Source organism: Sulfurimonas limnophila (assembly GCF_059705345.1).
On record NZ_AP046127.1, the window covers coordinates 545,507 to 569,436 of the forward strand.

The window sequence follows — 23,930 nt, forward strand, 5'->3', positions numbered from 1 at the left end:
AAGTGCGTAAAAATTGTCAAAATTATAGCAAAATATATTTTACCTCTCTCTTTTAAAGAGAGTTTTTTGCCTCTAAGATAAGCTTGTTCATAGAGTCTTCATAGAGTTTTGCTTCTGTTTGTGAGGTAGATTCAAAGCGAGTCACCAAAACAGGAGTTGTGTTTGAAGCACGTACTAAACCCCATCCGTGCTCAAAGTTTATGCGAACGCCGTCCACATCTATGATATTTTTAATTTTTGGAAAATCAGCTGGAGGACTCTTTAATAGCTCTTTTACTCTATCTATGATTTTAAATTTTTCACTCTCTGTGGTTTTTACTTTTATCTCCTCAGTTGAGAAAACTTGAGGAAGTTTTGCAAGTTCTGCATCCAAGTCAATTCCATCATGAACAAGCTCCAACATACGAAGAGTTGCGTAGATAGCATCATCATAACCAAAGTAGCGATTTTTGAAAAATACATGTCCGCTCACTTCACACGCTAAATCAGCGTTTACCTCTTGCATCTTTACTTTGAGGTTTGAGTGACCTGTTTTGTACATGATAGCAGTTGCCCCGCGACGCTCAAGTTCATCATACATAACTTGAGAGCATTTGACCTCTCCAACAACTGTCGGTTTGTCCATCTTCATAGAGTATAAAAGAGCCATCATATCGCCCTTGATGTTGTTTTTGTGGGTAAGAACTGCAATGCGGTCTGCATCTCCGTCATAAGCAAAAGCGATATCGCCATCAGATGCAAGAAGTTTTTTAATATCCTCTAAGTTATGCTCATCTGATGGGTCTGGATGGTGGTTTGGGAAAGTTCCATCAGGGTCTACATAAAGCCCTTTTGTGTGTAGCTTTAATGCTGAGAAGATTCGCTCTGTAACGATTCCAGCAACGCCGTTTCCGCAATCATAAACAATGCGAGTCGGCATATCTTTTAGATGTTGAAACTCACCAACTAAAAAGTCAACATAACGTGAGAGCGCATCTATCTTTTTAACTTCTCTTTTTGCCTCTGGCACACTTTTAATAGTTTCGCACTCACGTCCTAGTGCATAAATATCTTCCCCAAAAAATGGAGCTTTGTCGATTGTTATTTTAAAGCCATTATATTCGCTTGGATTGTGTGAACCTGTAATCATGACAGAAGCAGAAACTAAGATGCCATCAAATTCGTTGTAGTTGCAGAAGTAGTTAACTGGAGTCGGAACCATTCCCATATCGAGAACTTTTTTGCCTCCAGCGTTTAGCCCGTGAACAAGGTACTCAAAGAGGATAGGAGAGTGACTTCTTGCGTCATAACCCACAGCGACATATTCGCCCTTGATTTTTGAAGCAAGTGCGTAACCTATGCGCGTAACGCTTTGCTCATTTAACTCTTTCTCGTATATACCTCTAATGTCGTACTCTCTGTAAATGCTCACTGTTTTGCCTTTTATGGTTTTATGAGCGCAATTTTACAATAACTCCCTTTTTATTTAGCAACAAAAAGGGAATTTTTTTTAATGTCTAACAATTAGCTTATGTTCTTTAATTTTTTTAATTAGACCTGCTATAAATGATGTTTTTTTCTCTTCATCTGCTATTGATTTTGTAGCTTTTAGGTTGAAGAGTTCCATCTTTTTATCTAGGTAGCTTGTATCTATATTTCCAGCCATGAAATCTGCATCTTTTACTATCTCTCTGTGAAGTGAGAGGTTTGTGATGACGCCATCTATATAGAACTCATCTAACGCTCTTGATGCTTTTTTAACAGCACCTTCCCAGTCAAGTGCCCAAACTATGAGCTTTCCTACCATTGAGTCATAGTTTGGCGGGATTGTGTAGCCTGTATAAACGCTTGAATCAAGCCTAACACCAGGACCTCCAGGGGTCATGTAGTTTGTAATCGTGCCGATTGAGGGCATAAAGTTGTTTTGAGGATTTTCAGCATTTATTCTAAACTCTATCGCATATCCTCTGAAGTTAATCTCCTCTTGAAGATATTTTAGTTTATCGCCCTCTGCAATCTCTATCATTCTCTGAATAATGTCAATTCCCGAGATAATTTCAGTTACGGGATGCTCAACTTGAACCCTTGTGTTCATCTCTATAAAGTAGATATTGTCGTCCTTATCGAGAAGATACTCAACAGTTCCAACGCTCTCATAGCCCAGTTTTAGCATCGCTTTTGTAGAGATTCTGTAAAGCTCTTTTCTCGCTTCAGGGTTTAGTCTAGGTGATGGTGCTATCTCTATCACTTTTTGATGACGTCTCTGAATCGAGCAGTCTCTCTCGCCCAAATGCACGACATTTCCGTATTTGTCAGCAACGATTTGAATCTCGATATGGCGAGGATTTTCAACATATTTTTCAATAAAAACATCGCCTTTTCCAAAATATTTTTTAGCTTCGTTTGTAGCAGAGTCAAACATCTCATCAAAGAGTTTTGCACTCTTAACTATTCTCATACCACGTCCGCCGCCGCCAAATGCAGCTTTGATGATAATCGGAAAACCGATTTTTGCAGCGATTTTTCCGCCTTCTGCTTTATCTACTATCGGCTCATCTGTTCCTTCTAAAACTGGAACGCCAATCTCTCTCATAGCTACTTTTGAAGCCATTTTATCGCCAAAAAGTGCGATGTGAGCAGGTTTTGGACCTATGAAAATAATCCCTCTGTCTTCACATGATTGTGCAAACTCTGCGTTCTCAGATAAGAAACCATATCCTGGATGGATTGCGTCACAACCAGCTTTTAGGGCAAGTGTGATGATGCGGTCGTAGTCAAGATATGCTTGAAGAGCATCGCCAGTTATCGGATAGCACTCATCCGCTTTTTTAACCCAAATACCCTCAACATCTACCTCTGAGAAGATAGCTACACTTTTAATGTCAAGCTCTTTACATGCTCTAATGATTCTTAGAGCTATCTCGCCTCTGTTTGCAACTAATATTTTAGAAATTTTTTTCATCTTCATTGCCTTGTAAATAAATTTTGACGAAATTCTATAACTTTAAAAAAATAAATTCTTCACTATTACTGCTTATAAAACTATCTGTTATTGCTAAATATATAGTTAATTTGTGTTTTAAAAATATTTATTTTTTGCTACAATTACAACCATGAAAAAAGAGACATTACAAAAAAGAGTACAAATTGCAAATGCTATAATGTACTATATATACACCCATATAGAGACAAATATAGCGATGGATGAGCTAAGCGAGGACTTAAAAATCAGTAAGTTTCATATGCACAGAATCTTTAAAGATGTGTTTGGAAAAAATATATATGAGAGCATAAAATCTATCAGACTTCAAAAAGCCTCAAATCTTCTTTTAACAAACAAATACTCAACAATCAGCGATGTAGCAAATATCTGCGGGTATAGCTCTCAAACATCATTTTTGCGTGTATTTAAAGAGCGTTTTAGTATGACTCCAAAAGAGTGGAAAATTGGCGGATATAAGAAGTTTTCACAGCGTATAATTGAACAATCTCCAAAAGCAAAAAAATCGACTGCAAAGTTTGACCACCTAGAGCCAACAATAGTAAAAATGCCACAAATGGAGAGTTACTACATAAGACACAGCGGTTATAACGCGTTGATTAAGAGTACATGGCAAAAGCTTCAAACATGGGTTTTTAGCAACAATATAACAGAGTATAAACAGATAGCTCTTTTTCATGACAACCCAACTATAACGCCTCTTAATGAGTGTCAATATGTTGCATGTATAGTTGTTGAGAAGGGTATAAAGGTTAAGAGTGACAGATTGCCTAAGTTTAATATCGCCGAGGGAATTTACGCAAAGTTTGATTTAGTTGGGGAGCAGGGCGATATGCTAAAGTTTATCCAGTGGCTCTATCACGATTGGCTACCAAAGAGCGAGTACGAAACCACCACAAAACCACCCTATGTTATATATAAAAAAAATAACTACCTCTCAGAAGACAGCAGGTTTGATATAAGTTTTTATCTCTCGATAAAGTTTTAGGTATATGGGAAAAAATCAATAATGATAATTTTAATTCCATCGAATTCGATGGAATTAAAATGCAAGCAGGAGTAAATAGTTTTATTCTTACACCAAAAAGATGGATAGAAAAAACATCTGCCATAGGCATAATCTCCAAAGCAGTCAGATATGGCGGTACTTATGCTCACAAAGATATAGCATTTGAGTTTGCATCTTGGATAAGTGCCGAGTTTAAACTATTTCTCATCAAAGAGTTTCAAAGATTAAAAGAAGATGAGATACAAAACAAATCGCTTGAATGGGATTTGAGCAGAAGTTTGTCAAAGATAAACTACAAAATTCATACGGATGCTATAAAAGAGCATTTGTTACCACGGACAATAAACAAACCAAAAGAGAGCTTTATTTATGCAAATGAAGCAGATTTGCTAAATGTAGCTCTGTTTGGGATGACTGCAAAAGAGTGGCGAGAAAAGACTTTACTAAAACCGTAACCGATGCTAAAAGTGGTTGTTGACTGCTCATCCATCAAATACGTTTTTGATGCACCGACATAGACATAACTCTCTGCCATAAGGCTTGACGCCAACGATAGAGCTAAGAGGCTTGAGAGTAGAGATTTTTTTAACATGTAGAACCTCTTTTGTAATTTTAAAGATGCAGATTAAGTATGCATTCCCACTTGAAAAGTGGGAACGAGGAAAGAGGCTATTTTACTGGGAGATTTTTTTAAATAACAGTTTTTGCCTTATTGATTGATTCTTCAAGTTCAGTTAATTCATTCTCGCAAATATCAAATATTATTTCTGAATCGATGTCGATATAGTGGTGTGAAATTATCTCACGCAGTTTTATGATTTGGCTCCAGTAGGATGCACTTTTTACTTTTTCCAAGAGCGCTTTGTCTGCTTTATAAATATTTTTCAAAGCTTCGCCAATAGATTGCAAACGCATAGAAATAGCATCCAGCCTATCTATTCCATCATCAGAATTTATAAAATCATCGCAAGACTTAATATTTTCAAACCTGCGTCTGATTATAGAAATGCTCTCTAAAATATAGTCTAAAAGTTCTATGATTGACAACTTATCCATAAATAATACTGCTTTGTATCTCTCTGCGAAGGGAAGGTCTCATGTTTTTATGTTCAGTAATTATGTCGATTTTTTTGCCAAATGCTTTTTCAAAATAATCATAGAGTCTTGTAAGATTACGATATGATTTTTGAGAGAATTTTACAAAAAAATCTATATCGCTACTCTCTTTTTCTTGATGTTTTGCATAACTGCCAAAAATACCGATTTCTTCAACATGATAATCCCGATGAAGTTCATCTTTATGTTCATGTAAAAAATTTATTATCGAATCAAGCGTCATCTAAAATCTCTTTTTTTACCCGATTATAACCTAGATATATTTTATGTATACTTGTATAAAAAAAATTATATAGCGGTACTTGATGATTTTCCAAAAGAACTCTTAAGTAACCTTTGGTAAATGCACTATAAGCCTCAAATAACTCTCTTATGCTATTATTATAAAAAAATTAAAGAGATTATTATGAGCAAAGTAGAGACTATTTACCTAAAAGATTATAAAGCGCCAGAGTTTACTATTAAGACGTGTGATTTGGTTTTTGAGTTGTTTGAAGAGCATACGCAAGTTACAAACTTGATGCAGATAACAAAAGAGGACAAAAATACTAAAGATTTGACTCTTAATGCTGTTGATTTGGAACTTCTTGAGATATATCTTGATGATGAAAAACTCGATGAGAGTAGATATGTTATGGAAAAAGAGAGTTTAAAAATTCTGGATGTTGGAGATATCTTCAAAGTTATAATTATCAATAAAATATATCCACACTTAAACTCTGAGCTTGAAGGGCTTTATAAATCAGGAAACATTTTTTGTACGCAAAACGAGCCAGAGGGTTTTAGACGCATAACCCCATACCTTGACCGTTCTGATGTTATGGCTGTTTTTAAAGTAACGTTAGTAGCAGACAAAGAGCGTTATCCAGTTTTACTTAGCAATGGAAACAGAGAGTCAAACTTCAAGCTTGATGATGGCAGACATGGGATAACTTGGTTTGACCCACATCCAAAACCATCTTATCTTTTTGCCCTTGTTGCTGGAGATTTGGGCGTTATAGAGGATAAGTTCATAACAAAAAGCAACAAATATGTAAGACTATATATCTACACAGACAGAGGAAATGAGTCTAAGTGCAAACATGCTATGAAATCGCTCAAAGATGCGATGAAATGGGATGAGGATGTTTATGGCAGAGAGTATGATTTAAGTATTTACAGTATTGTGGCAGTTGATAGTTTTAACATGGGTGCGATGGAGAACAAAGGTTTAAACATCTTTAACTCCGCTTATGTTTTAGCCGATGAAGATAGTGCGACTGATGCCAACTTTATGGGGATACAGAGTGTTATCGCACATGAGTATTTTCACAACTGGACTGGAAATCGCATCACATGTAGAGATTGGTTTCAGCTTACACTAAAAGAGGGGCTTACGGTTTTTCGTGATCAGTGCTTCTCTGCAGATATGAACTCAAAAGAGGTTGGACGCATAGAAGATGTAAAAGCGCTTCGTGAGAGACAGTTTGTAGAGGATGCTTCTCCAACAGCGCACCCAATTCAGCCAGATTCTTACATGGCTATCAACAACTTCTACACAGCCACAGTGTATGAAAAGGGCGCTGAAGTTATCCGTATGCTTCATACTATTTTGGGGGAGAAGAAGTACCGCAAGGCTATGGACCTGTACTTCGAGACGTTTGATGGACAAGCGGTAAGAACAGATGACTTTTTATGGGCTATGAGTAAGGCTGGTGGCGTTGACTTGGAGCAGTTTAAGAGATGGTATCATCAATCAGGAACTCCGAAATTGAAAATAGATGAGAGATTTGAGAGTGGCAAATTTATAGTGACTCTAACTCAAATAGTTCCAGATGGAGTTGATGGCAGCGCACAAAAACCTTACTACTATCCTCTTAAAATTGCTCTTTTAGAGAGTAGCGGCAAAGAGATTTTAGAAAAAGTTTTAATAGTCTCAAAAGAGAGCCAAGAGTTTGTATTTGAAGCAAAATCAAAACCAACACTCTCTATAAACAGAGATTTTTCAGCTCCGATAATCATAGAACATAAAGATAGCAATTACGCCTTTTTAATGAAATATGATAAAAACAGTTTTGTAAAGTATGAGTCAGCGCAGTCATTTGCCCTAGAGACGATTGAAGCTCTAATGAGAGGCGAGGGGGTTGATGAAGAGTATGTTAAAGCGTATGGACATATATTGGAAGAAAAACTTGATATGTCATACAAAGCCCTACTTTTAGAGCTTCCAAGTGTATCTGCGATTATGCAAAGAGCTAAGGTAATTGATTTTGAGATAATTTATGAGGCAAAAGAGAAACTTCAAAAACATCTTGCTTCTTTATATAAAGAGAAGCTTTTAGAGCTTTATGAACAAAACCATAAACCAAAGTCTAAAGAGCTTGATGCAAAAAGCATAGGAGAGCGAAGCCTCAAAAACCGCGTCTTAAAACTTCTCTCATCTTTAGAAAATGATGAGATTGCAACTTTAGCAAATGAGCAGTATAACAGCTCTGTGACCATGACAGATAGAATTATTGCTCTTGATATTTTAGAAAATATCTCAGCAGAGCTCTCAGCAGTGAGCTTAGAGAACTTTTATAACAGATATAAAAAAGATACTTTAGTGATGCAAAAATATTTCTCTATCCTAGCTTCTTCACATAGAGAGGGCACACTCGATCGTGTTATGGCTCTTCAAAACGATGAGGTATATAATGAGCTTGTACCAAATTTGGTTCGTTCACTTATCGGTGTTTTTGCTAGAAACTATAAATATTTTCACTCAAAAAATGGACTTGGATACAAATTTATAGCAGATAAGATTATAGATATCGATAAGATAAATCCACAAATGGCTTCAGGCTTAGCGGGTGCGTTTAAGATATACGAGAGGCTAAATGAGAAAAACAGAGATGCCATGAAAGCAGAGCTACAAAGAGTCCTAAATGAGCAATCCCTCTCTAAAAATGTTTATGAAATTATTAGTAAAATATTGAAAGTTTAATTTTGTTGTTTATAAGCAATCATAATGCGTAAATAATTTTACAAAGTTTTTTTTTAAATTTTTAAGATACTATTGTAGTGAGTTTTTTTTAGACTTAATTAACAATAAGGATGTTTAATGGCTAGATTAGTTGTTCTTGGTGGAGGTGTCTCAGGTCATACTACTGCGACATTTGCTGCAAAATGGTTAGGTTCAGGTCACGAGGTTGTAGTGGTGACTCCAAATGCTAAATGGAATTGGATTCCGTCAAATATTTGGGTAGGTGTTGGTCAAATGACAAAAGAGAATGTTACATTTGATTTAGCTCCTGTATATGCAAAAGCTGGTATTAATTATAAACAAGCAAAAGCAGTTTCTATTAATCCAGAGGGATCTGAGTCAAGTGCTAAGCCTTTCGTTAGTATTGAGTATACAGAAGCTGGTAAAGAAGGCGTTACAGAAAATATCGAGTATGATTATCTTGTAAATGCAACTGGACCAAAACTTAACTTTGGTGCAACTCCTGGTCTTGGAGAAGGTTCGCAACTCGGTGAGCACACAGTGTCAGTTTGTACGGCAGATCATGCAGTTCACGCTTCACATGAGCTTTTTAAGTGTATCGAGAAGATGAAAAAAGGTGAGCGTCAAAAGTTCCTAATCGGTACTGGTCATGGTATGTGTACATGTCAAGGTGCTGCATTTGAGTATATCTTTAATATTGAACATGAGCTAAACAAAGCTGGTGTTCGTGATATGGCAGATTTACAATGGATATCTAATGAGGCTGCATTAGGTGACTTCGGTATGGGTTCTCTTCATATGTCAGCAATGGGTTATGTTGTAAATTCTAGAATATTTACAGAGTCTCTATTTACTGAGAGAAATGTAAAATGGATAATTGGTGCGCACGTAAACAGAGTTGAATCTAAAAAAGTTCATTACGAGCTTCTTGATGGCAGTTATGGCGAAGAATCATTTGACTTTGCGATGCTTATCCCACCATTTGCTGGTGTAGGAATTAAAGCTTACTCTAAAGATGGTTCAGACATAACTGATACAGTATTTGCTCCAAATGGCTTTATGAAAGTTGATGCAAACTATGCTGCTGGTGATTATGCAAACTGGAAAGCATCTGACTGGCCATCTACTTACCAAAACCCAAAATATGGCAATTTATTTGCTGCTGGTATCGCATTTGCACCGCCACACCCTATATCTAAGCCAAGAGTAACTCCAAATGGGACACCAATTACGCCTACTCCTCCACGTACAGGTATGCCATCAGGTATCATAGGAAAAGCAGTAGCTCACTCTATTTGTGATTTAATCACTAAAGGTGAAAACGCTCCTCTGCATCACGCTTCAATGGCACATATGGGCGCGGCTTGTGTAGCTTCAACAGGTAAGGGCTTTGCTGATGGTACTGCTGCTGCTATGACTGTATATCCAGTTGTCCCAGACTTTGATAAGTATCCAGGAACTGGACGTGATACGGATTATACGTTTGGTGAGATAGGTCTTGCTGGTCACTGGATTAAACATATCCTTCACCATCTCTTTATTTGGAAAGCTAAACTTAAGTTTGGTTGGACTCTGATTCCAGAATAAAAAATAAAACAAAGGAAAATATTATGGCAGTAAAAGAAAGCGAAAAAGTATTTGAACAAGAGGGTCAAAATTTTAACTCAATGGTTCCTGGCTCAACAGCTAAAAAACTAAGAACATGTATTATTTGGCAATTTATAAGATTTGTTGCAATAAATATCAAAATGATAATTGTAGTTAGCAAAAGCCACTAGCCAATACTTCTACTTAAGACCTCAATCTGAGGTCTTAACCACAAATAATCTTCCTAGAAATCAAGGTATAAGATGGTAAAAAATATTAGTAAATACCCAGAGCAAACAAGCTCATCATCAGCTGCACCTGTTCGCGCTGTAAATGAAGAGATATTAACAATTATACAAAACTTAAAAGATACGATAGAAGCAAATTCTATAGAGGCTTTGAGTGCTTACCAAATAGGCTCTCCATATAGCATTATTGTAATCAAACAAAAAGATGGAAGTTTTTTAGAGTTGTTAAATCCGCTTGTTGTTTCAAGGAGCGGAGAACAGATAAATGAGGAAAAAACCGCATATTTCCAAGATTTAAGTGCACGAGTTAAACGAGCAAACTCAATTAGTGTTATGTATGAAGATATAGAGCTAAATGATCAACATATAAAAGCGGATGGTGAGTTGGCTGTTTTACTTCAAAGAAAGATAGATTACACTTATGGCTCTAGTTTTATACATAAACTAGATAAAGAAGAGAGAAAACTTTTTGAATCAAAGTTAGAGTTTGGAGCTGGGGCAGCGCTTGTTGGAGCGTGCCCAGTTGTTTATAAAAGAGAGTATATAGCTAAAGCAACAGACTATGTAATCATTTCAATGGCGGTTCTTCTTGGCGCCTCGTTTTTCATCTCACAAAGTGAATCAATGTTTATCTACCAAGTTTATTTAATACTAGTTACTGTTTTGCTTGGTATATCATACTTTTTTTATGCGCAGTACGAATCTAAACAATACAGCTCTTGCACAAATTGCCAGATAGGTGATATACTAGGAACCATCGGCATATTATGGACAAGATCATTTGCGATATTATTTATATCATATTTTATTATGTAGGGAAATTTAAAAGTTTATGAAAAAGAAGATACCAAATTTAGTAAATAACTTAGATATTTTAAGAGCTTCAAAAGATATTATTTTAAAGCAATGGGTCTCTTACGACTCTCCACAGAGAATTCTTACTCTACACGACATAGATACAAAAAAGTTTGTAGATGATTACGCTAGTGGCGTTTTTGACTACTTTATGGGTGTAGTAGCGGGTGTAGTAAATATAGGGGATTGCCCTATTATGAGGGAGTTTCTTATCTACTTAAAAGGCAAAGAGATAAAAGCTGAAGAACTTTTTGATATTTGTAGCCATTTTCGCCGCTCAATGATTGATTTTACATATGATGCAAATCTTAATTCAAAAAATATTTTTGAAGAGATATCTTTTATGTTTGATCAAAATTTTCAAGGTATTTTGAGATACTACACAGATACTATTTATCAAAAAGAACAAGAGATAGATAGACATGTAAAACTTCTCAGCGAGTATCAAAAAGCCCTTGATGAGAGTGCTATTATCTCAAAAACTGATAAAAATGGAAAGATTACTTACGTAAATGATAAATATGTAAAGATAAGCGGATACAGCGCAGATGAGTTGATAGGAAGCTATCATAGCATCGTAAAACATCAAGATATGCCTGAAGATTACTTTAAAGATTTATGGTTTCAGCTAGAAAATCTTGGTATTTTTAGAGGTACAATTAAAAATAACAAAAAAAATGGAGACTATTTTTATGTTGATGTAACCATTGTTAAAATAATGGACCCTTATGACAATACGACAGAATATATCTCTATCGCAAATGATGTTACAACGCTTATAGATGCAAGACTTGAAGCGCAAAAGGCTTCACAAGCAAAAGAGTATTTTTTATCAAATATGTCGCATGAGATTAGAACTCCGCTAAATGCAATTTTAGGATTTGTAAATCTTTTGATAGATCAAGACCTCTCAAAACAACATAGAAAGTATCTAGAAATTATTTTAAATAGCGGAGAAAATTTATTAAGTATTATTAACGATATTTTAGACTTCTCAAAACTAAGAAGTGGCGAGTTTACAATTGAGCCGAGGATTTTCTCAATTCATAACGAGATAAGCCATACATTGGAACTTTTTGTAGCCTCTGCTAATTTAAAAGAGATAACAATTACATCATTTTTAGACCCTTCAATACCAAAAGAGCTCTATGCAGATTCTCTTAGAATCAAGCAGATATTATCAAATTTTTTAAGTAATGCTATTAAGTTTACAAGAGCTGGCGGACACATACATGTGGAGGCAACTTGTAATAACAGAACCCTAAAAGTAAGTGTTCGCGATAATGGAATAGGAATAGCAAAAGGAGATATTTCAAATATCTTCACTGCTTTTACACAAGCAGGCGGTGCAGAAGTTGAGCATATGGTTGGAACTGGACTTGGTCTTTCTATCTGCAACCAACTATCTGAGCACATGGGCGGAAGTGTGCATGTAATCTCTGAACTTGGGCAAGGGAGTACATTTTGGGTTCAACTTCCAGTAGAGATTCATGATAACTCTTGCCATATTTTTAACGATTTAGAAGATATAAAAAGATTTAAAAAGGTTTTTTATGTAAAAGATAAAAACCACGATTATAGAGCAGACTCATTTTTTCAATATGCCAATATTTTTGATATGGAGATAGAGGTTGTAGATAGCATCAAGAGCGAGGATGAAATAGTTATATTTTTAGAAGAAGATGTTGATGATGATTTTAAAGAAAAAATCATTAACTCAGACAAAAAGTACATCGCACTTACAAGTAGACCAAGTGATATTTATGAAATGTCCCCTCATATATCAACGATATGCTTCCCTCTTTACTGCTCAAAAATAAAAACAGCCTTTGAAGAGTTAATGCATCCAGATGAGACTCCTTTGCAAAAACAAAAAAAAGAAAAAAGTTTTAAAGGGCATATCTTAATAGCAGAAGACAATGAAGCAAATCAAGAACTCATCAAGATTTTAGTTACAAAATATGGATTAACTTATGACCTTGCAGCAAATGGATTAGAAGCGGTAAATCTTTATAAAGCAAACAGATATGATTTGATTTTGATGGATGAGCAGATGCCAATTATGGATGGTAATGAGGCTATTAGCGCAATTTTGGCATATGAGCAAGAGAACGATTTAAGACATACACCAATCTCTGCACTAACAGCAAATGTTATCAAAGGCGTAAAAGAGAGAGGATTGATGAGCGGATTTGACTCATTTTTAGGCAAGCCAATAGTTATAAAAGAGTTAGAGAGAGTTTTTTCAAACTATCTAAGATCTTCAAAAGTAGTTACTTCAAATAAAAAAACAGTAGTTCAAAACAGCAACATAAAAGGGCTAGACTCATATAAACTTACTCAAGAGTTGATGTTAAGTGATAGCGAACTATTAATGCTTGCTAATCTGTTTATAAAGAAAATGTCAAAACAGATACCAGAACTCGAAGAAGCTATATTAGTAAGAGACTATTCAAAAATAGCACTTATTGCGCACAGCATAAAAGGCTCAAGTGGTAATTTTAGACTAGAAGATGTTCAAGATGATAGTGCGGAACTTGAAAAAATGGCTAAAAAAAGAGATAGCGAGTATAGCTATGAAGAAGTATTTGAAAAGATAAAAAATAGACTTCTTGAGATAAAAATTGTATAAAATATATTTAACTCTCTATTTTTCTATATAGTAACCGATTCCTGAAGCATTTTTTATAATGTCTGTCGGGAGTTTACTTCTTAGTCTCCAAACAAGCGTTCTTATGCTGTTTTCCGTTGCTCCATTTTCTTTCCATACATAAGTAATTGCTTGATTGAAGTTAATAACGCTTCCTAATTTTGCAACAAGAAGACGAAGAATAGCATTCTCTTTTTTTGTAAGTTTTAATTTTTGAGCATTGTAGCAAATCTCATTTTTTGCTATATCAATTGAGTAAGAAGCACCAAAGAGAACAGTTCCTTTGTTTGGTTCACTTCTCTCGTAAAGAAGCTTTTCAACGCCTTTTTCATCAATTTTAGAAGCGTTAATCTCCTCAAATCTTTTGCACTCCATATCAAATTTAAAAACTGCCATTTGAATAGTAGCGTGAAGTGAAGATGGGTCAAAAGGTTTTACTATATAGCCATAAGGCTCTGTTTTTATAGCCTCTGAGATAATGTCATCATCGCTATAAGAAGTAAGATATATAAATGGAATCGTATAGTTTTGTCTGATTTTTCTACCTAAAGTAATTCCGTCACTTCCTTCCTGAAGTGATATGTCAATGATAACAACATGAGGTTTGTGCATTTCAATTTTTTGTAGTGCATCGATAGCATTATCACAAGTTGCTAAAATTTTATAACCGTGTTTTTGTAAAGATAGTTTTAGATTTAATGCAGTGATTTCATCGTCTTCAACAATGATAATTGTGTGTTTTTCCATGATTTTCTCTGATTTTCTAGTATGGTTTTATAATGAAATAATGTCGAGATTTTAGCATAATAATATAAGTTTTATTTATCTAAAAATAACAAATGTGATAATTGTGATAATATTGTTACAATATTACACGTGAATTTAGTTTTTTTATCATATCTTTATTAGTTAGCTATAATTTTGCATTTAAAATGATTAGTTGGAATAAGATGAACACACAAGAAGTAGAAAATATAGAGTTAGCATTTTTAACAATGCAAGATTATGGTGAGCTTAAAGAGATAATGGCTGTTGTTTATGAAGCTATGCCAGAATCATACTGGAAAGAGCATCAAATTAGAGCCTTAATTGAGAAGTTCTCAGAAGGTCAAGTTGTTATTAAAGTTGATGGCGAGATAGCAGCTTGTGCTTTGTCTATCATTGTGAATTATGATGAATTCTCAGATAAACATACTTATATCGAAGTGACACATAACTATACCTTTAATTCTCACACAGATAGCGGAGATATGCTTTATGGGATAGATGTATTTGTAAAACCTAAGTTTCGTGGATTAAGACTTGGGAGACGTTTGTATGACTATAGAAAAGAGTTATGCGAAAGATTGAACTTAAAAGGAATTGCGTTTGGAGGAAGAATACCAAATTACTATAAATATTCTCACGAAATGTCACCAAAAGAGTATATAGAAAAAGTAAAGAGAAAAGAGATTAATGACCCTGTATTAAATTTTCAGATTTCGAATGATTTTCATCCATCTAAGATAATAAAAGGCTATCTTGAGGGAGACGCAGCATCTGGAGAGTTTGCTGTTTTGCTTGAATGGGACAACATATATTATGAGAAGCCAAATAAAAAGGCAGCAACAAAGAAAAAGATTGTTCGCTTGGGTCTTATTCAGTGGCAGATGCGACCATATAAAAACTTAGGTGAGCTTCTTCAACAAGCAGAGTATTTTATAGATGCAGTTTCTGGGTATAGATCTGATTTTGCTCTATTTCCTGAGTTTTTTAATGCTCCGTTGATGGCTGAGAATAACCATCTCTCAGAAGCAGCCGCTATTAGAGAACTCGCAAAGCATACAAAGAGCATAGTTGAGAAATTTTCTGAGTTTTCTATCTCATACAATATTAACATTATCACAGGGAGTATGCCTGAACTTAGAGATGGAAATCTTTACAATGTTGGATACTTATGTAGACGAGATGGAACAGTTGAGAGATATGAAAAAATCCATGTTACACCAGATGAAGTAAGAGTTTGGGGAATGCAAGGCGGAACTAAAATAGAGACTTTTGATACCGACTGCGGAAAGATAGGAGTTCTAATCTGTTATGACTCAGAGTTTCCAGAGCTTAGCAGACTTCTTGCTGATGATGGAATGGATATACTTTTTGTTCCTTTTTTAACGGATACTCAAAACGGTTACTCAAGAGTAAGACACTGCTCACAAGCAAGAGCAATCGAGAACGAGTGCTATGTAGCGATAGCTGGAAGTGTTGGGAATCTGCCTAATGTCCACAATATGGATATTCAATTTGCTCAATCAGTAGTATTTACTCCATGTGATTTTGCATTTCCTACAAACGGAATTAAAGCAGAAGCCATAGCAAACAGCGAAATGACACTGATTGCTGATGTTGATATAGACTTACTCAGAGAGTTAAATCAATTTGGAAGTGTGAAAAATCTAAGAGATAGAAGAAAAGATCTATTTGATTTAAAGAAAAAGTAAGATTTTAATCGAGCGAATAAGTAGATATATTTAAATTCTATTGAAGTCGCCTTTGTTATAATGAAAGTTAATTTTAATAATAAAGGCTATATATGAATATTTTTTTCAAACTACTTGCTATCATCATGCTCTTTTTCTTTACTACTATGTTATCTGGAGCACAAGATGCTTCAGCAGAAGTAAAACAGATGCTTAATAAGCCGCTAGTTGAGAGATATATTTTAGACGAATTAAAAGATTTGCGCGTTGAAAATATGAAACTTAAAAATGAAGTGGAGAGACGCATCTCAAGAACTGAAGTAGAACAAACAGACCGTGCGGCACGCTATATGACAGATACAATCGCCAATGTCTTTTATCTAATCGCCGCTGCAACATCTATACTAATTTTTGCTGGTTGGAACTCCCTTAGAGATATCCGTAGCAAAACTGAGACAATGGTAGAAGAGCGTTTAAATACAATCACACAAAAATACAACACACAGATGCAAAGTATTCAAGATGCAATGACACTACAATCCAAAAAAATACTTGATAATCAAAATAAAATTTATAATACCCAGTATATTCACTCTCTTTGGATGCGTTCAAATCTTGAGACAAATACCCAATCAAGAATAGATATTTATGATGAAATAATAAAAGTAAACGCTAATGATGCCGAAGTTTACGCATACAAAGCAGATGCAGTTCTTGATATGGATGAGTATGAATGGGCGCTAAACCTTAGTAATAAAGCGATAGAAATTGACCCAGAGTATGGATACGCATACTGGCAACGCTCTTGTGCAAATGCTGTTCTTGGAAATAAGAGTGAAGCAATCAAAGACTTAGAGACAGCGATAGAAAAATCTCCTAATTTAAAAAATGAGATTGATGGCGAAGAGCTGTTTGAAAATTTAAAAGAGAGCGAAGATTTTCAGAAGTTTTTAGTTTGATATAATAAATATATACCCCGCTTCACATTCGACACAATATCTCCTTTGTCTTTAAATATTATCTTTGATATATAAATTTTTTTAATATTAAAACAATTTTTAGTAAATTTTTTTAAAAATGTGAAAAAACGGAGCACATGGTTAAATAAATTATGAAAATTTATTTAATTAATTTTATAAAAAAGGAAATTATATACTATAATGTTTTTCCAATATAATTTTTTATCATAAAAGGTGTTCAGCATAATATTTGTTTTTTTTATATTAGTGGCTTTGAGTATCTCTTATATAGATACGGTAAATGGCATTATACCAGATAAAATCATGGCTCCTGCCATTACTATTTTGTTGCTTATGAAATTTTATTTTGATGCATTAACTATTTATGATTTTATAGCAGTTGCAATAGTATTAATAATATTTGTAGCTCCTATTTTTTTAAATATGAATTTTGGCGGAGGAGATTTGAGATTTGGGGCTTTTTGTGCTCTATTTTTAGGTCTACCGTCTATTGGTTGGTTTGTATTGTTCTCAGGTGTTTTTCACCTTTTGTTGCTTTTTGCTCTTAGAAAAGAGAGCTTTGGTTTTGCTCCTGCTATGAGTGTGGCAGCGGTTGCTAGTTATATAGTGGGAAATATATGAGAAGAGGTTCTGTTGCAATCGTTCCATTGATTTTGGCAATATTTGCACTTTTTTGGTTCATACTCTTTATGGGCGGAGAGAATGATAATTTGCATAAAATAAATAATCTTCAAAACCTTCAGCATCTTCAGGAGAGGCTTTTGTTAGCAGCCATGAAGAGAAGATATGAACTTGAAAAAGCAAATCCAGATTGGACTGATACAGAAATTGATGATGCTGTGAATCTCTACATTCATAACATTATGATTATAAATAAAATAGATGAATAAAGGCTAAAAAATGAATAAATTAAAACTCATTGCTTTGGGTACTCTCTTGATAACACAGCTCCAAGGAGCTACTACTAACACTATGACAACATTTGCAGAGCAATCTGAAGCTTCTTCTGATAAATATGGAAATAGTGTGTATGAAAGAGATGTGACTATAAAAACAGATAATTTTAAAGTAGATAATTTTTGGAGTAAGTTTTCCAATGCTAACAATGGAGCATCTGAATATACAAATATCTCAAAAACAGGAACAATGCGTATAGTTGCAGAATCTACATCCGCTTGTGTCTTGGATGCTACATTGCCAAAAGAGGGGTGCTCGGGACAAAAACCTTTTCTTTTGAATGATGAGGTGTTGGCTAATCCGATTGTCGGTACTACAGATGAATTTGAAGTTGCTTTTGGTTTGGCAGCAGATTTTAAAAACACAGAAAAGCAAAGTTTTTATCCATTAGATATTCTTAGAACTCCAAAATATTATCAAGATCCTGCACCTTCTGATTCAAGTAGCAGTACAAATCGTGGTTTTTTTGGATTTTTTACCTCTATATTTGATTTTATGTTTGATAAAGTAGTTGGAATGGATTTTTTTGGAATTCAGGCAATCGCTGATGTTGAGTATACAAATAGGAGTGCTGCTGCACAAGATAGAAGAGAGAGATATTTAGCCAATATCATTGCAGGAATTGAAAAAGAGCAAAGGATAGTTAAAGAGTTTGATGGAGAACCTGCTACACAGATTGAAGCGGGAACAAAGTTAAATGAACCTGCATCGCTATTGCATTATGCAGAGGCGAAGAAGACGACAAGCGCTGAACAATGTAAATTTATGTTTCTTAATCTTTCCAATGAAGGATTTATGTGTAGAGTGATGAGTGGTTTTGGAATGGATGCATGGATGCCATTTTTTAATCAAAGCAAAAGTACTAAAATAGAGGTCAATACAATTATGGCAGACACCGAAAACGCACTCTTAGCAATGACAGGAACAATTGATAATGTGCCATATATGCAAGATGTTGGTGGCACAGATAATCAAAAATTGACCTTTTTGCAAAATATATTGAAGCCAATGACAACAATGGTAGATTTTATGAAAAACATGCTTTTTGGTTCAAGCAAAAAGAGTACGGTCGCAACGCCTGTGGAGAGAATATATGAGTTTGATAAGCCAATGACAATAAGTATGGCTATTACAAATGATGGAACACAAGTGGATGATTTTGCAAGTTTTGAATTGCTAAAAATCCGCTCTGTTTATGGAGATATGATTAACTCATGCAAAGTAAAAAAATCATTTGCTATGTTTAGTCCTGGCTGGACAAAAACTTTTGTTGAAGATGGAACACAATCTGTTAAAAGCCCAATTTCTAATGAGATGTGGAATGATAATCAGTGGATATCTTGGTGCCAAAGTGCAGCTGGAAACAAAGGGGTATTTGATGCTCTGTTTAACTGGTCAACAGGAGGCGTGTTTAATCCCATGAACTGGATGAAGACCTTTTTTAATATATTCTCATCGTTTTTTTCATCATCATACAGCATCGAAGATTTTACAAGTTCTTTAAAAAGAGGACTAATCCTTGATATAAAAAAAGTTGAGCTTGATCCTTTGTCTGATTTAAATCAACAAACTATAGAAATTATTAAAATACAATAAGGAGCAGGGATGATTATATCTTATGTATCAACCGTAGATAAAGAGTGTTACCTTCAACTCAAAAATGATTTTACAGATGTAAAGAATTTTGACTCCATTGAAGCATTTATAAGCTTTTATGCAACAAGTAAAAATCGTGATGTTATTCTTTTGTACAGAGTAAACTCTGTTCAAGAGATTCAAAATCTCTCAAAGATACATTTTGGCAATAATATCTATATGATAGTAATAGGCCAAAACAATATAGAATATTCGCTACTTGCTGGAAAAATAGGGGTAGATTCGTATGTTAATTATGAAGATTCAAATATTGAGAAGATGAGGGAACTTATTGCGCTCTCTAAGGTTGTTATTAAAAAACGTAAAGGAAAGAGTAACGTTTCAGTTTTTACAGGTATTAGTGGAGGAGTTGGAACCACGACAATTGTTATGAATCTGGCAAAAAATATTGCTCAAAATCATCCTGAGAAAAACATACTTTTTTTAGATTTTGCCTATACAAAAGCTATATCAAACCTCTTTTTTGAACATGTTAAACCGCAGAAAACTATTATAGATATAGCTATGGTACAAAGTTATGAGCTAGAGGAACTATTTGAAAATGGCTTAGAAAAATACAGCAACAATCTCTATTTTATTCCAGGAATTCAAAAACATACAGATAGGGAGTTTTTTGATAAAGTAGAAAATATACAAAGATTTTTAAATCTAATTGACAATGCAAAAAATTACTTTGACATTGTTTTGATTGATGTTGGGATGTTTGAAGATGTGGAGCTTGAAATTGACATACAAGAACTCGCAGACAATATTTTTGTTGTAGCAGAGTTTAGTATACCTTCCATGTCTATTCTTAAAACATATATAGATATTATTGACAAAAGTGGCTGGTATAACAAAACGCATATCATTGCTAATCGCTCTGACTCTTATGGAAATCTTACAGAAGATGAAGCAGAGAAAATACTCTCAAAAGGCTTAAAAAACAACTTTAAAATAGATTTTTCACTGCCAAATGATGCAAAGAATTTAAGAGAGTGCTGGAATGAAGCTACTTTGGTTAATGATGTTTATCCTGATTCTAAATTTGTAAAAAAGCTTCATGAAATGGGAGAGAAATTTTTTCTTGAATCAGAAGCTCATGTTCCAATTCGCACTGATAATGCTAAAAGCTTTATGCAAAGGCTTAAGAAATGGCTCTAAAAGATACAATAAAGCGCCATCAAAAAATTGAAGATACTCAAGAGTACAAAAGCGAAAGTAAAATAGAAACAAATGAGCATTTGTGCAGTGAATTGTGTTTTCCAATGCTTTATAGAAATGATGAATATTTTAATTTAGCATACAAAATTTATGATGATTTTTTAGAGAAATTAAATATTCAAACTAAATTGACAGAAAAAATGGTTAGAGAAGTTGTTATTAAACATATCTCAATGTATGCTATGCCAAAACTACAGCTCAAAAATGAAATAGCTGATTTTATTATAGATAATCTTTTATATTATGGTGCAATCTCGACAGTAACTCGCATAGCGGGAGCTGATTTAAATGATATTTTAGTCAATACAAAAGACTATGTAGATGTTATTTATGCGGGGCAAACTATCACAACCCCTTTTCGTTTTAGAAGTGAAGAAGAGTTACGTCACATCATCAATAGAATGTTGTCCGAATCAAATAGAAAAATAGACGAGGCACATCCAATTGCTTCTGCCAAGCTTAATGACGGTTCTCGTATAGAGGTTCAAATTCCGCCTATTGCGGCAAATCTTGATAGAGATTCAAAACCTGGTTCATATATTACTATTAGAAAATTTCGTGAAATTCCTCTGCTTTTTGAAACGCTTATAGATGCGCAGATGATAGATATGAAAATGGCCTATTTTCTGCTAATGTCTATACGAGGAAAGCTAAATATTGTTGTATCTGGCGGAACTTCTAGCGGAAAAACAACCTTTTTAAATTCTATAACGCGTTTTATAGATGAGGGTGACCAACTCTTAACAATAGAGGATACAAAGGAGATGAAGCCACAGTTACCTTGTCACTCTATTCGTGCCTTTGAAGCGCGACCTGAAAATGAAGAGGGTGCTGGAGCTATTACAATTGATATGCTTTTAAAAACTGCCCTGCGTTCAAGTCCTAGGCGTATTGTTGTTGGCGAGTGCAGAGGTATAGAGATTGTAACTATGTTAAATGCTATGAATACAGGGCATCCTGGCTCTATGACAACAATTCACGCAGATGATACAAAAGAAGCAATAGTAAGAATAGAAAATATGTTTTTAGAGGCAAGACCAACCGCAAATATGTCTTTTGTCAGAACACAGATAATTTCTGCTGTTGATTTAGTTGTACAGCTTGTTCGTTTTCCTGATGGGCGTCGTCGTCTTGTAAAAATTTCTGAGCCAGAAAGAAGAGTTGAAGATGGCGGAATTGTCTCTATGCTTGACCTTTTTGAATTTCAACGCTTAAGCACAAATGATAGCCCTATGGATTCTACAGGTAAGTTTAGAGCGATATCTTCATCAACAAGAGCCGTAGCAAAGATGTTGCAAAATGGAATTGTTTTAGATAAAAGAATTTTTGACAATGATTTTGTTGTTACAAAAGATATGTTGCTAGAAGAGTTGAAAGCTTTTCATCCAGATCGCATGTGCGGATGGAAGGAAAATTATCTATCTGAGATTATTCAAAACTCATATATAGATGGAAAAAATATTATTGAAAGATGGCCAAATTTACAAAAATGAATCAGTTAACTATTGAATTTACTCTATTGGCTATTGTAAGCATAAGCGGAACATTTTTGCTATTTGGTCTCTTTTTGGAGTATACAAAAGAGAAGCATATAAGTCGTATTAAAAATATGATTTCTCAAAGTAGCAGTGAAGAAGTTGACCTGCTTAGAGTGAAAAAAAGAGTGCAAACAATCTCTTTGATTGCAAAAATAGAAGCAATTATGCTCTTAGCTGGACTAAATCTTTCTGCTTATTATTTTATTGTTACGTTTGTTTTATTTACTACCTTTATTGGCTTCTTATTTGCCCTTTTTGTGCAACATTGGACAGGATACCTAATCGGTGTTCCTTTTGGTATATTGATTTTTTATATGATTTTTAACTCAAGAATTGTTAGTAGAAAAAAAGAGTTTAACAGAGCTTTTGCCATAGCTATTTCTGTGTTGGTTAAGATGATGAAAACAGGAGTAGGGTTTGAACAGGCCATGAGCAGATCTATTGCTGTTTCAAACTCTCATATGTTTAAGGTGATATTTGAGAGTTTTTTTAAAGAAAAAAATACAATTGGAGAAGAGGAAGCGTTTAAAAATCTTACAAAATATGTGGATTCAAAGGAACTGCGTATCTTTGCATTGGCAGTAAAAATAGGCCGTGCTAGTGGAGGAAGATTTTCAAATACTTTAGAAAAAGTAGAACAAACACTGATTTTTAGAAGACGTATGCAAGAAAAAGTTGATGTTGTTACAAGAGAAGGGTCTTTTGGTTCTTATGTTGTAGCGGGTATTGCTGTCTTCTTATATTTTGCTCTTGATGGAAATTTTGATGGGAAATTAAACCATTATTATATGAATTCAGAGTATGGAAGATTTCAGTTAGTGGGCATATTTTTATGGATTTTTCTTGGATTGATAGCCAACAAAATGCTTACAAGGATTAAGCAATGATGCAAACTGTAGCAATCACAACTATGATAAGTTCTTTCTTTGCGTTCCTCTTTTTCTCTGCGTGGTATCTCTATATTGGGCACCTACAAGCATCGTGGATGAGACGTGTTTTTTATGGGAATGACTCAGGTCTTATCTCTCAAAGCCAGAGTAAAAGGGTAAATGATTTTAAACTCAAACTTTTACAGGCAGGTTTAACCAAAAAGCAGTTTAATGAAGTTGTGTTTGCTAGTGTTATTGGTGGTATTACACTCTTTAGTCTTATATTTATTTTAAAATTGACATTTATGAGCGAGATTGCAATAGCTTTTTTTTCTATCTTAATAGCTCTATTTACGCCTTATTTATATCTTTTAGAGCAGATAAAAGCAAGAGTAAAGCGTATTGAGAATGATTTGTCTGTTTTTATTGATCTTTTGATTATTATCTTAGAAGGCGGTGGTGGTTTAAATAATGCGATTGATGAAGTTACAATACAGGCAAAGAACGTCATTGGGGACGATTTGCTTGAGGAGAGTAAACGTTTTAAGTATGAGCTTATCTCTTATGGGAGTGAAACTGCTTTTAACAACTTAGTAAAAAGAACTGGCTCTGAGTCAGTAGGCACGATTGTGGGATATATGAAACTCTCAGAAGAGACTGGAATAGGGGTTAAAACAATCTTTGAAAACCTTTCTCAAGAGATTAGAATGGCACAAACACTAGAGATAGAAAAAAGTGCAGCAACGATTAATATTTCATTGACATTTACAATGTTTATATTTATTTTACCTGCAATTATTGCAATGATAGCCTTTGCTATTGCATCAGGCGAACTTATAAAAATAGTTTAAAAAAGGATAG

General features: G+C 34.4%; 21 protein-coding genes. 16 read left to right on the forward strand and 5 right to left on the reverse strand.

Going from position 1 to position 23,930, the window contains the following annotated elements; all coding sequences use genetic code 11:
- Positions 1-52 precede the first annotated feature (52 nt).
- Positions 53-1,411, reverse strand: a complete 1,359-nt coding sequence (locus AC6H33_RS02955) for a phosphomannomutase/phosphoglucomutase (protein WP_497605479.1) — start codon at positions 1,409-1,411, stop codon at positions 53-55.
- A gap of 78 nt (positions 1,412-1,489) precedes the next feature.
- A complete protein-coding gene (locus AC6H33_RS02960) occupies positions 1,490-2,941 on the reverse strand; it encodes an acetyl-CoA carboxylase biotin carboxylase subunit (protein ID WP_497605480.1) in 1,452 nt (483 codons plus the stop codon).
- Positions 2,942-3,092: 151 nt separating this feature from the next.
- On the opposite strand from AC6H33_RS02960, the gene AC6H33_RS02965 reads away from it, so the two are divergent.
- On the forward strand, positions 3,093-3,968 hold the full coding sequence (locus AC6H33_RS02965) for an AraC family transcriptional regulator (RefSeq protein ID WP_497605481.1): 876 nt from the start codon (positions 3,093-3,095) through the stop codon (positions 3,966-3,968).
- A 38-nt stretch (positions 3,969-4,006) separates the two neighbouring features.
- The gene (locus tag AC6H33_RS02970) at positions 4,007-4,444 is read left to right on the forward strand and encodes a KilA-N domain-containing protein (protein WP_497605977.1); all 438 of its coding nucleotides are present in this window, start codon (positions 4,007-4,009) and stop codon (positions 4,442-4,444) included.
- Between the two features lie 235 nt (positions 4,445-4,679).
- On the opposite strand, the gene AC6H33_RS02975 is transcribed toward AC6H33_RS02970, so the two are convergent.
- Both AC6H33_RS02975 and AC6H33_RS02980 read right to left on the reverse strand, forming a co-directional pair.
- Positions 4,680-5,045, reverse strand: a complete 366-nt coding sequence (locus AC6H33_RS02975) for a HepT-like ribonuclease domain-containing protein (RefSeq protein WP_497605482.1) — start codon at positions 5,043-5,045, stop codon at positions 4,680-4,682.
- Positions 5,038-5,328: a nucleotidyltransferase family protein gene (locus tag AC6H33_RS02980; RefSeq protein WP_497605483.1), complete on the reverse strand. Its 291-nt coding sequence runs from the start codon at positions 5,326-5,328 to the stop codon at positions 5,038-5,040. Before AC6H33_RS02980 ends, AC6H33_RS02975 begins: the two co-directional genes overlap by 8 nt.
- 183 nt (positions 5,329-5,511) lie before the next feature.
- Between AC6H33_RS02980 and pepN the strand changes: the two genes are divergently transcribed.
- The 5 genes from pepN (at position 5,512) to AC6H33_RS03005 (ending at position 13,392) form a co-directional block, all read left to right on the forward strand.
- Positions 5,512-8,070: an aminopeptidase N gene (gene pepN, locus AC6H33_RS02985; protein ID WP_497605484.1), complete on the forward strand. Its 2,559-nt coding sequence runs from the start codon at positions 5,512-5,514 to the stop codon at positions 8,068-8,070.
- A 117-nt stretch (positions 8,071-8,187) separates the two neighbouring features.
- Positions 8,188-9,657: an NAD(P)/FAD-dependent oxidoreductase gene (locus AC6H33_RS02990; protein WP_497605485.1), complete on the forward strand. Its 1,470-nt coding sequence runs from the start codon at positions 8,188-8,190 to the stop codon at positions 9,655-9,657.
- A 23-nt stretch (positions 9,658-9,680) separates the two neighbouring features.
- On the forward strand, positions 9,681-9,848 hold the full coding sequence (locus AC6H33_RS02995; protein WP_497605486.1) for a hypothetical protein: 168 nt from the start codon (positions 9,681-9,683) through the stop codon (positions 9,846-9,848).
- A gap of 72 nt (positions 9,849-9,920) precedes the next feature.
- Positions 9,921-10,721, forward strand: a complete 801-nt coding sequence (locus tag AC6H33_RS03000; RefSeq protein ID WP_497605487.1) for a peptide deformylase — start codon at positions 9,921-9,923, stop codon at positions 10,719-10,721.
- A 16-nt stretch (positions 10,722-10,737) separates the two neighbouring features.
- Positions 10,738-13,392, forward strand: coding sequence for a hybrid sensor histidine kinase/response regulator (locus AC6H33_RS03005; RefSeq protein WP_497605488.1), 2,655 nt, complete (start codon positions 10,738-10,740; stop codon positions 13,390-13,392).
- 15 nt (positions 13,393-13,407) lie between these two features.
- On the opposite strand, the gene AC6H33_RS03010 is transcribed toward AC6H33_RS03005, so the two are convergent.
- On the reverse strand, positions 13,408-14,157 hold the full coding sequence (locus AC6H33_RS03010; RefSeq protein WP_497605489.1) for a response regulator transcription factor: 750 nt from the start codon (positions 14,155-14,157) through the stop codon (positions 13,408-13,410).
- A gap of 203 nt (positions 14,158-14,360) precedes the next feature.
- On the opposite strand from AC6H33_RS03010, the gene AC6H33_RS03015 reads away from it, so the two are divergent.
- The 9 genes from AC6H33_RS03015 to AC6H33_RS03055 all read left to right on the forward strand — a co-directional run bounded on the left by AC6H33_RS03015 (position 14,361) and on the right by AC6H33_RS03055 (position 23,920).
- Complete coding sequence (locus AC6H33_RS03015) at positions 14,361-15,887, forward strand: carbon-nitrogen hydrolase family protein (RefSeq protein WP_497605490.1); 1,527 nt, start codon at positions 14,361-14,363, stop codon at positions 15,885-15,887.
- 92 nt (positions 15,888-15,979) lie between these two features.
- The gene (locus AC6H33_RS03020) at positions 15,980-16,825 is read left to right on the forward strand and encodes a tetratricopeptide repeat protein (RefSeq protein ID WP_497605491.1); all 846 of its coding nucleotides are present in this window, start codon (positions 15,980-15,982) and stop codon (positions 16,823-16,825) included.
- A 273-nt stretch (positions 16,826-17,098) separates the two neighbouring features.
- Complete coding sequence (locus AC6H33_RS03025; protein ID WP_497605492.1) at positions 17,099-17,467, forward strand: prepilin peptidase; 369 nt, start codon at positions 17,099-17,101, stop codon at positions 17,465-17,467.
- Complete coding sequence (locus AC6H33_RS03030; protein ID WP_497605493.1) at positions 17,464-17,736, forward strand: hypothetical protein; 273 nt, start codon at positions 17,464-17,466, stop codon at positions 17,734-17,736. The genes AC6H33_RS03025 and AC6H33_RS03030 overlap by 4 nt, the downstream gene beginning before the upstream one ends.
- A 10-nt stretch (positions 17,737-17,746) precedes the next feature.
- Positions 17,747-19,399 carry a hypothetical protein gene (locus tag AC6H33_RS03035; RefSeq protein ID WP_497605494.1) on the forward strand — a complete coding sequence of 551 codons (1,653 nt, stop codon included), beginning with the start codon at positions 17,747-17,749 and terminating at the stop codon, positions 19,397-19,399.
- Positions 19,400-19,408: 9 nt separating this feature from the next.
- Positions 19,409-20,602: a CpaE/TadZ family protein gene (locus tag AC6H33_RS03040; protein ID WP_497605495.1), complete on the forward strand. Its 1,194-nt coding sequence runs from the start codon at positions 19,409-19,411 to the stop codon at positions 20,600-20,602.
- A complete protein-coding gene (locus AC6H33_RS03045) occupies positions 20,593-22,155 on the forward strand; it encodes a TadA family conjugal transfer-associated ATPase (protein ID WP_497605496.1) in 1,563 nt (520 codons plus the stop codon). The genes AC6H33_RS03040 and AC6H33_RS03045 overlap by 10 nt, the downstream gene beginning before the upstream one ends.
- Positions 22,152-23,087, forward strand: a complete 936-nt coding sequence (locus tag AC6H33_RS03050; protein ID WP_497605497.1) for a type II secretion system F family protein — start codon at positions 22,152-22,154, stop codon at positions 23,085-23,087. Before AC6H33_RS03045 ends, AC6H33_RS03050 begins: the two co-directional genes overlap by 4 nt.
- A complete protein-coding gene (locus AC6H33_RS03055; RefSeq protein ID WP_497605498.1) occupies positions 23,084-23,920 on the forward strand; it encodes a type II secretion system F family protein in 837 nt (278 codons plus the stop codon). Before AC6H33_RS03050 ends, AC6H33_RS03055 begins: the two co-directional genes overlap by 4 nt.
- Positions 23,921-23,930 lie beyond the last annotated feature (10 nt).

Excerpts from the sequence above, each read along its gene's own strand:
- AC6H33_RS02960 (WP_497605480.1), bottom strand. The coding sequence starts at position 2,941 with ATGAAAAAAATTTCTAAAATATTAGTTGCAAACAGAGGCGAGATAGCT.
- AC6H33_RS02965 (WP_497605481.1), top strand. The coding sequence starts at position 3,093 with ATGAAAAAAGAGACATTACAAAAAAGAGTACAAATTGCAAATGCTATA.
- AC6H33_RS02975 (WP_497605482.1), bottom strand. The coding sequence starts at position 5,045 with ATGGATAAGTTGTCAATCATAGAACTTTTAGACTATATTTTAGAGAGC.
- AC6H33_RS02980 (WP_497605483.1), bottom strand. The coding sequence starts at position 5,328 with ATGACGCTTGATTCGATAATAAATTTTTTACATGAACATAAAGATGAA.
- pepN (WP_497605484.1), top strand. The coding sequence starts at position 5,512 with ATGAGCAAAGTAGAGACTATTTACCTAAAAGATTATAAAGCGCCAGAG.
- AC6H33_RS02990 (WP_497605485.1), top strand. The coding sequence starts at position 8,188 with ATGGCTAGATTAGTTGTTCTTGGTGGAGGTGTCTCAGGTCATACTACT.
- AC6H33_RS02995 (WP_497605486.1), top strand. The coding sequence starts at position 9,681 with ATGGCAGTAAAAGAAAGCGAAAAAGTATTTGAACAAGAGGGTCAAAAT.
- AC6H33_RS03000 (WP_497605487.1), top strand. The coding sequence starts at position 9,921 with ATGGTAAAAAATATTAGTAAATACCCAGAGCAAACAAGCTCATCATCA.
- AC6H33_RS03005 (WP_497605488.1), top strand. The coding sequence starts at position 10,738 with ATGAAAAAGAAGATACCAAATTTAGTAAATAACTTAGATATTTTAAGA.
- AC6H33_RS03010 (WP_497605489.1), bottom strand. The coding sequence starts at position 14,157 with ATGGAAAAACACACAATTATCATTGTTGAAGACGATGAAATCACTGCA.
- AC6H33_RS03015 (WP_497605490.1), top strand. The coding sequence starts at position 14,361 with ATGAACACACAAGAAGTAGAAAATATAGAGTTAGCATTTTTAACAATG.
- AC6H33_RS03020 (WP_497605491.1), top strand. The coding sequence starts at position 15,980 with ATGAATATTTTTTTCAAACTACTTGCTATCATCATGCTCTTTTTCTTT.
- AC6H33_RS03030 (WP_497605493.1), top strand. The coding sequence starts at position 17,464 with ATGAGAAGAGGTTCTGTTGCAATCGTTCCATTGATTTTGGCAATATTT.
- AC6H33_RS03035 (WP_497605494.1), top strand. The coding sequence starts at position 17,747 with ATGAATAAATTAAAACTCATTGCTTTGGGTACTCTCTTGATAACACAG.
- AC6H33_RS03040 (WP_497605495.1), top strand. The coding sequence starts at position 19,409 with ATGATTATATCTTATGTATCAACCGTAGATAAAGAGTGTTACCTTCAA.
- AC6H33_RS03045 (WP_497605496.1), top strand. The coding sequence starts at position 20,593 with ATGGCTCTAAAAGATACAATAAAGCGCCATCAAAAAATTGAAGATACT.
- AC6H33_RS03050 (WP_497605497.1), top strand. The coding sequence starts at position 22,152 with ATGAATCAGTTAACTATTGAATTTACTCTATTGGCTATTGTAAGCATA.
- AC6H33_RS03055 (WP_497605498.1), top strand. The coding sequence starts at position 23,084 with ATGATGCAAACTGTAGCAATCACAACTATGATAAGTTCTTTCTTTGCG.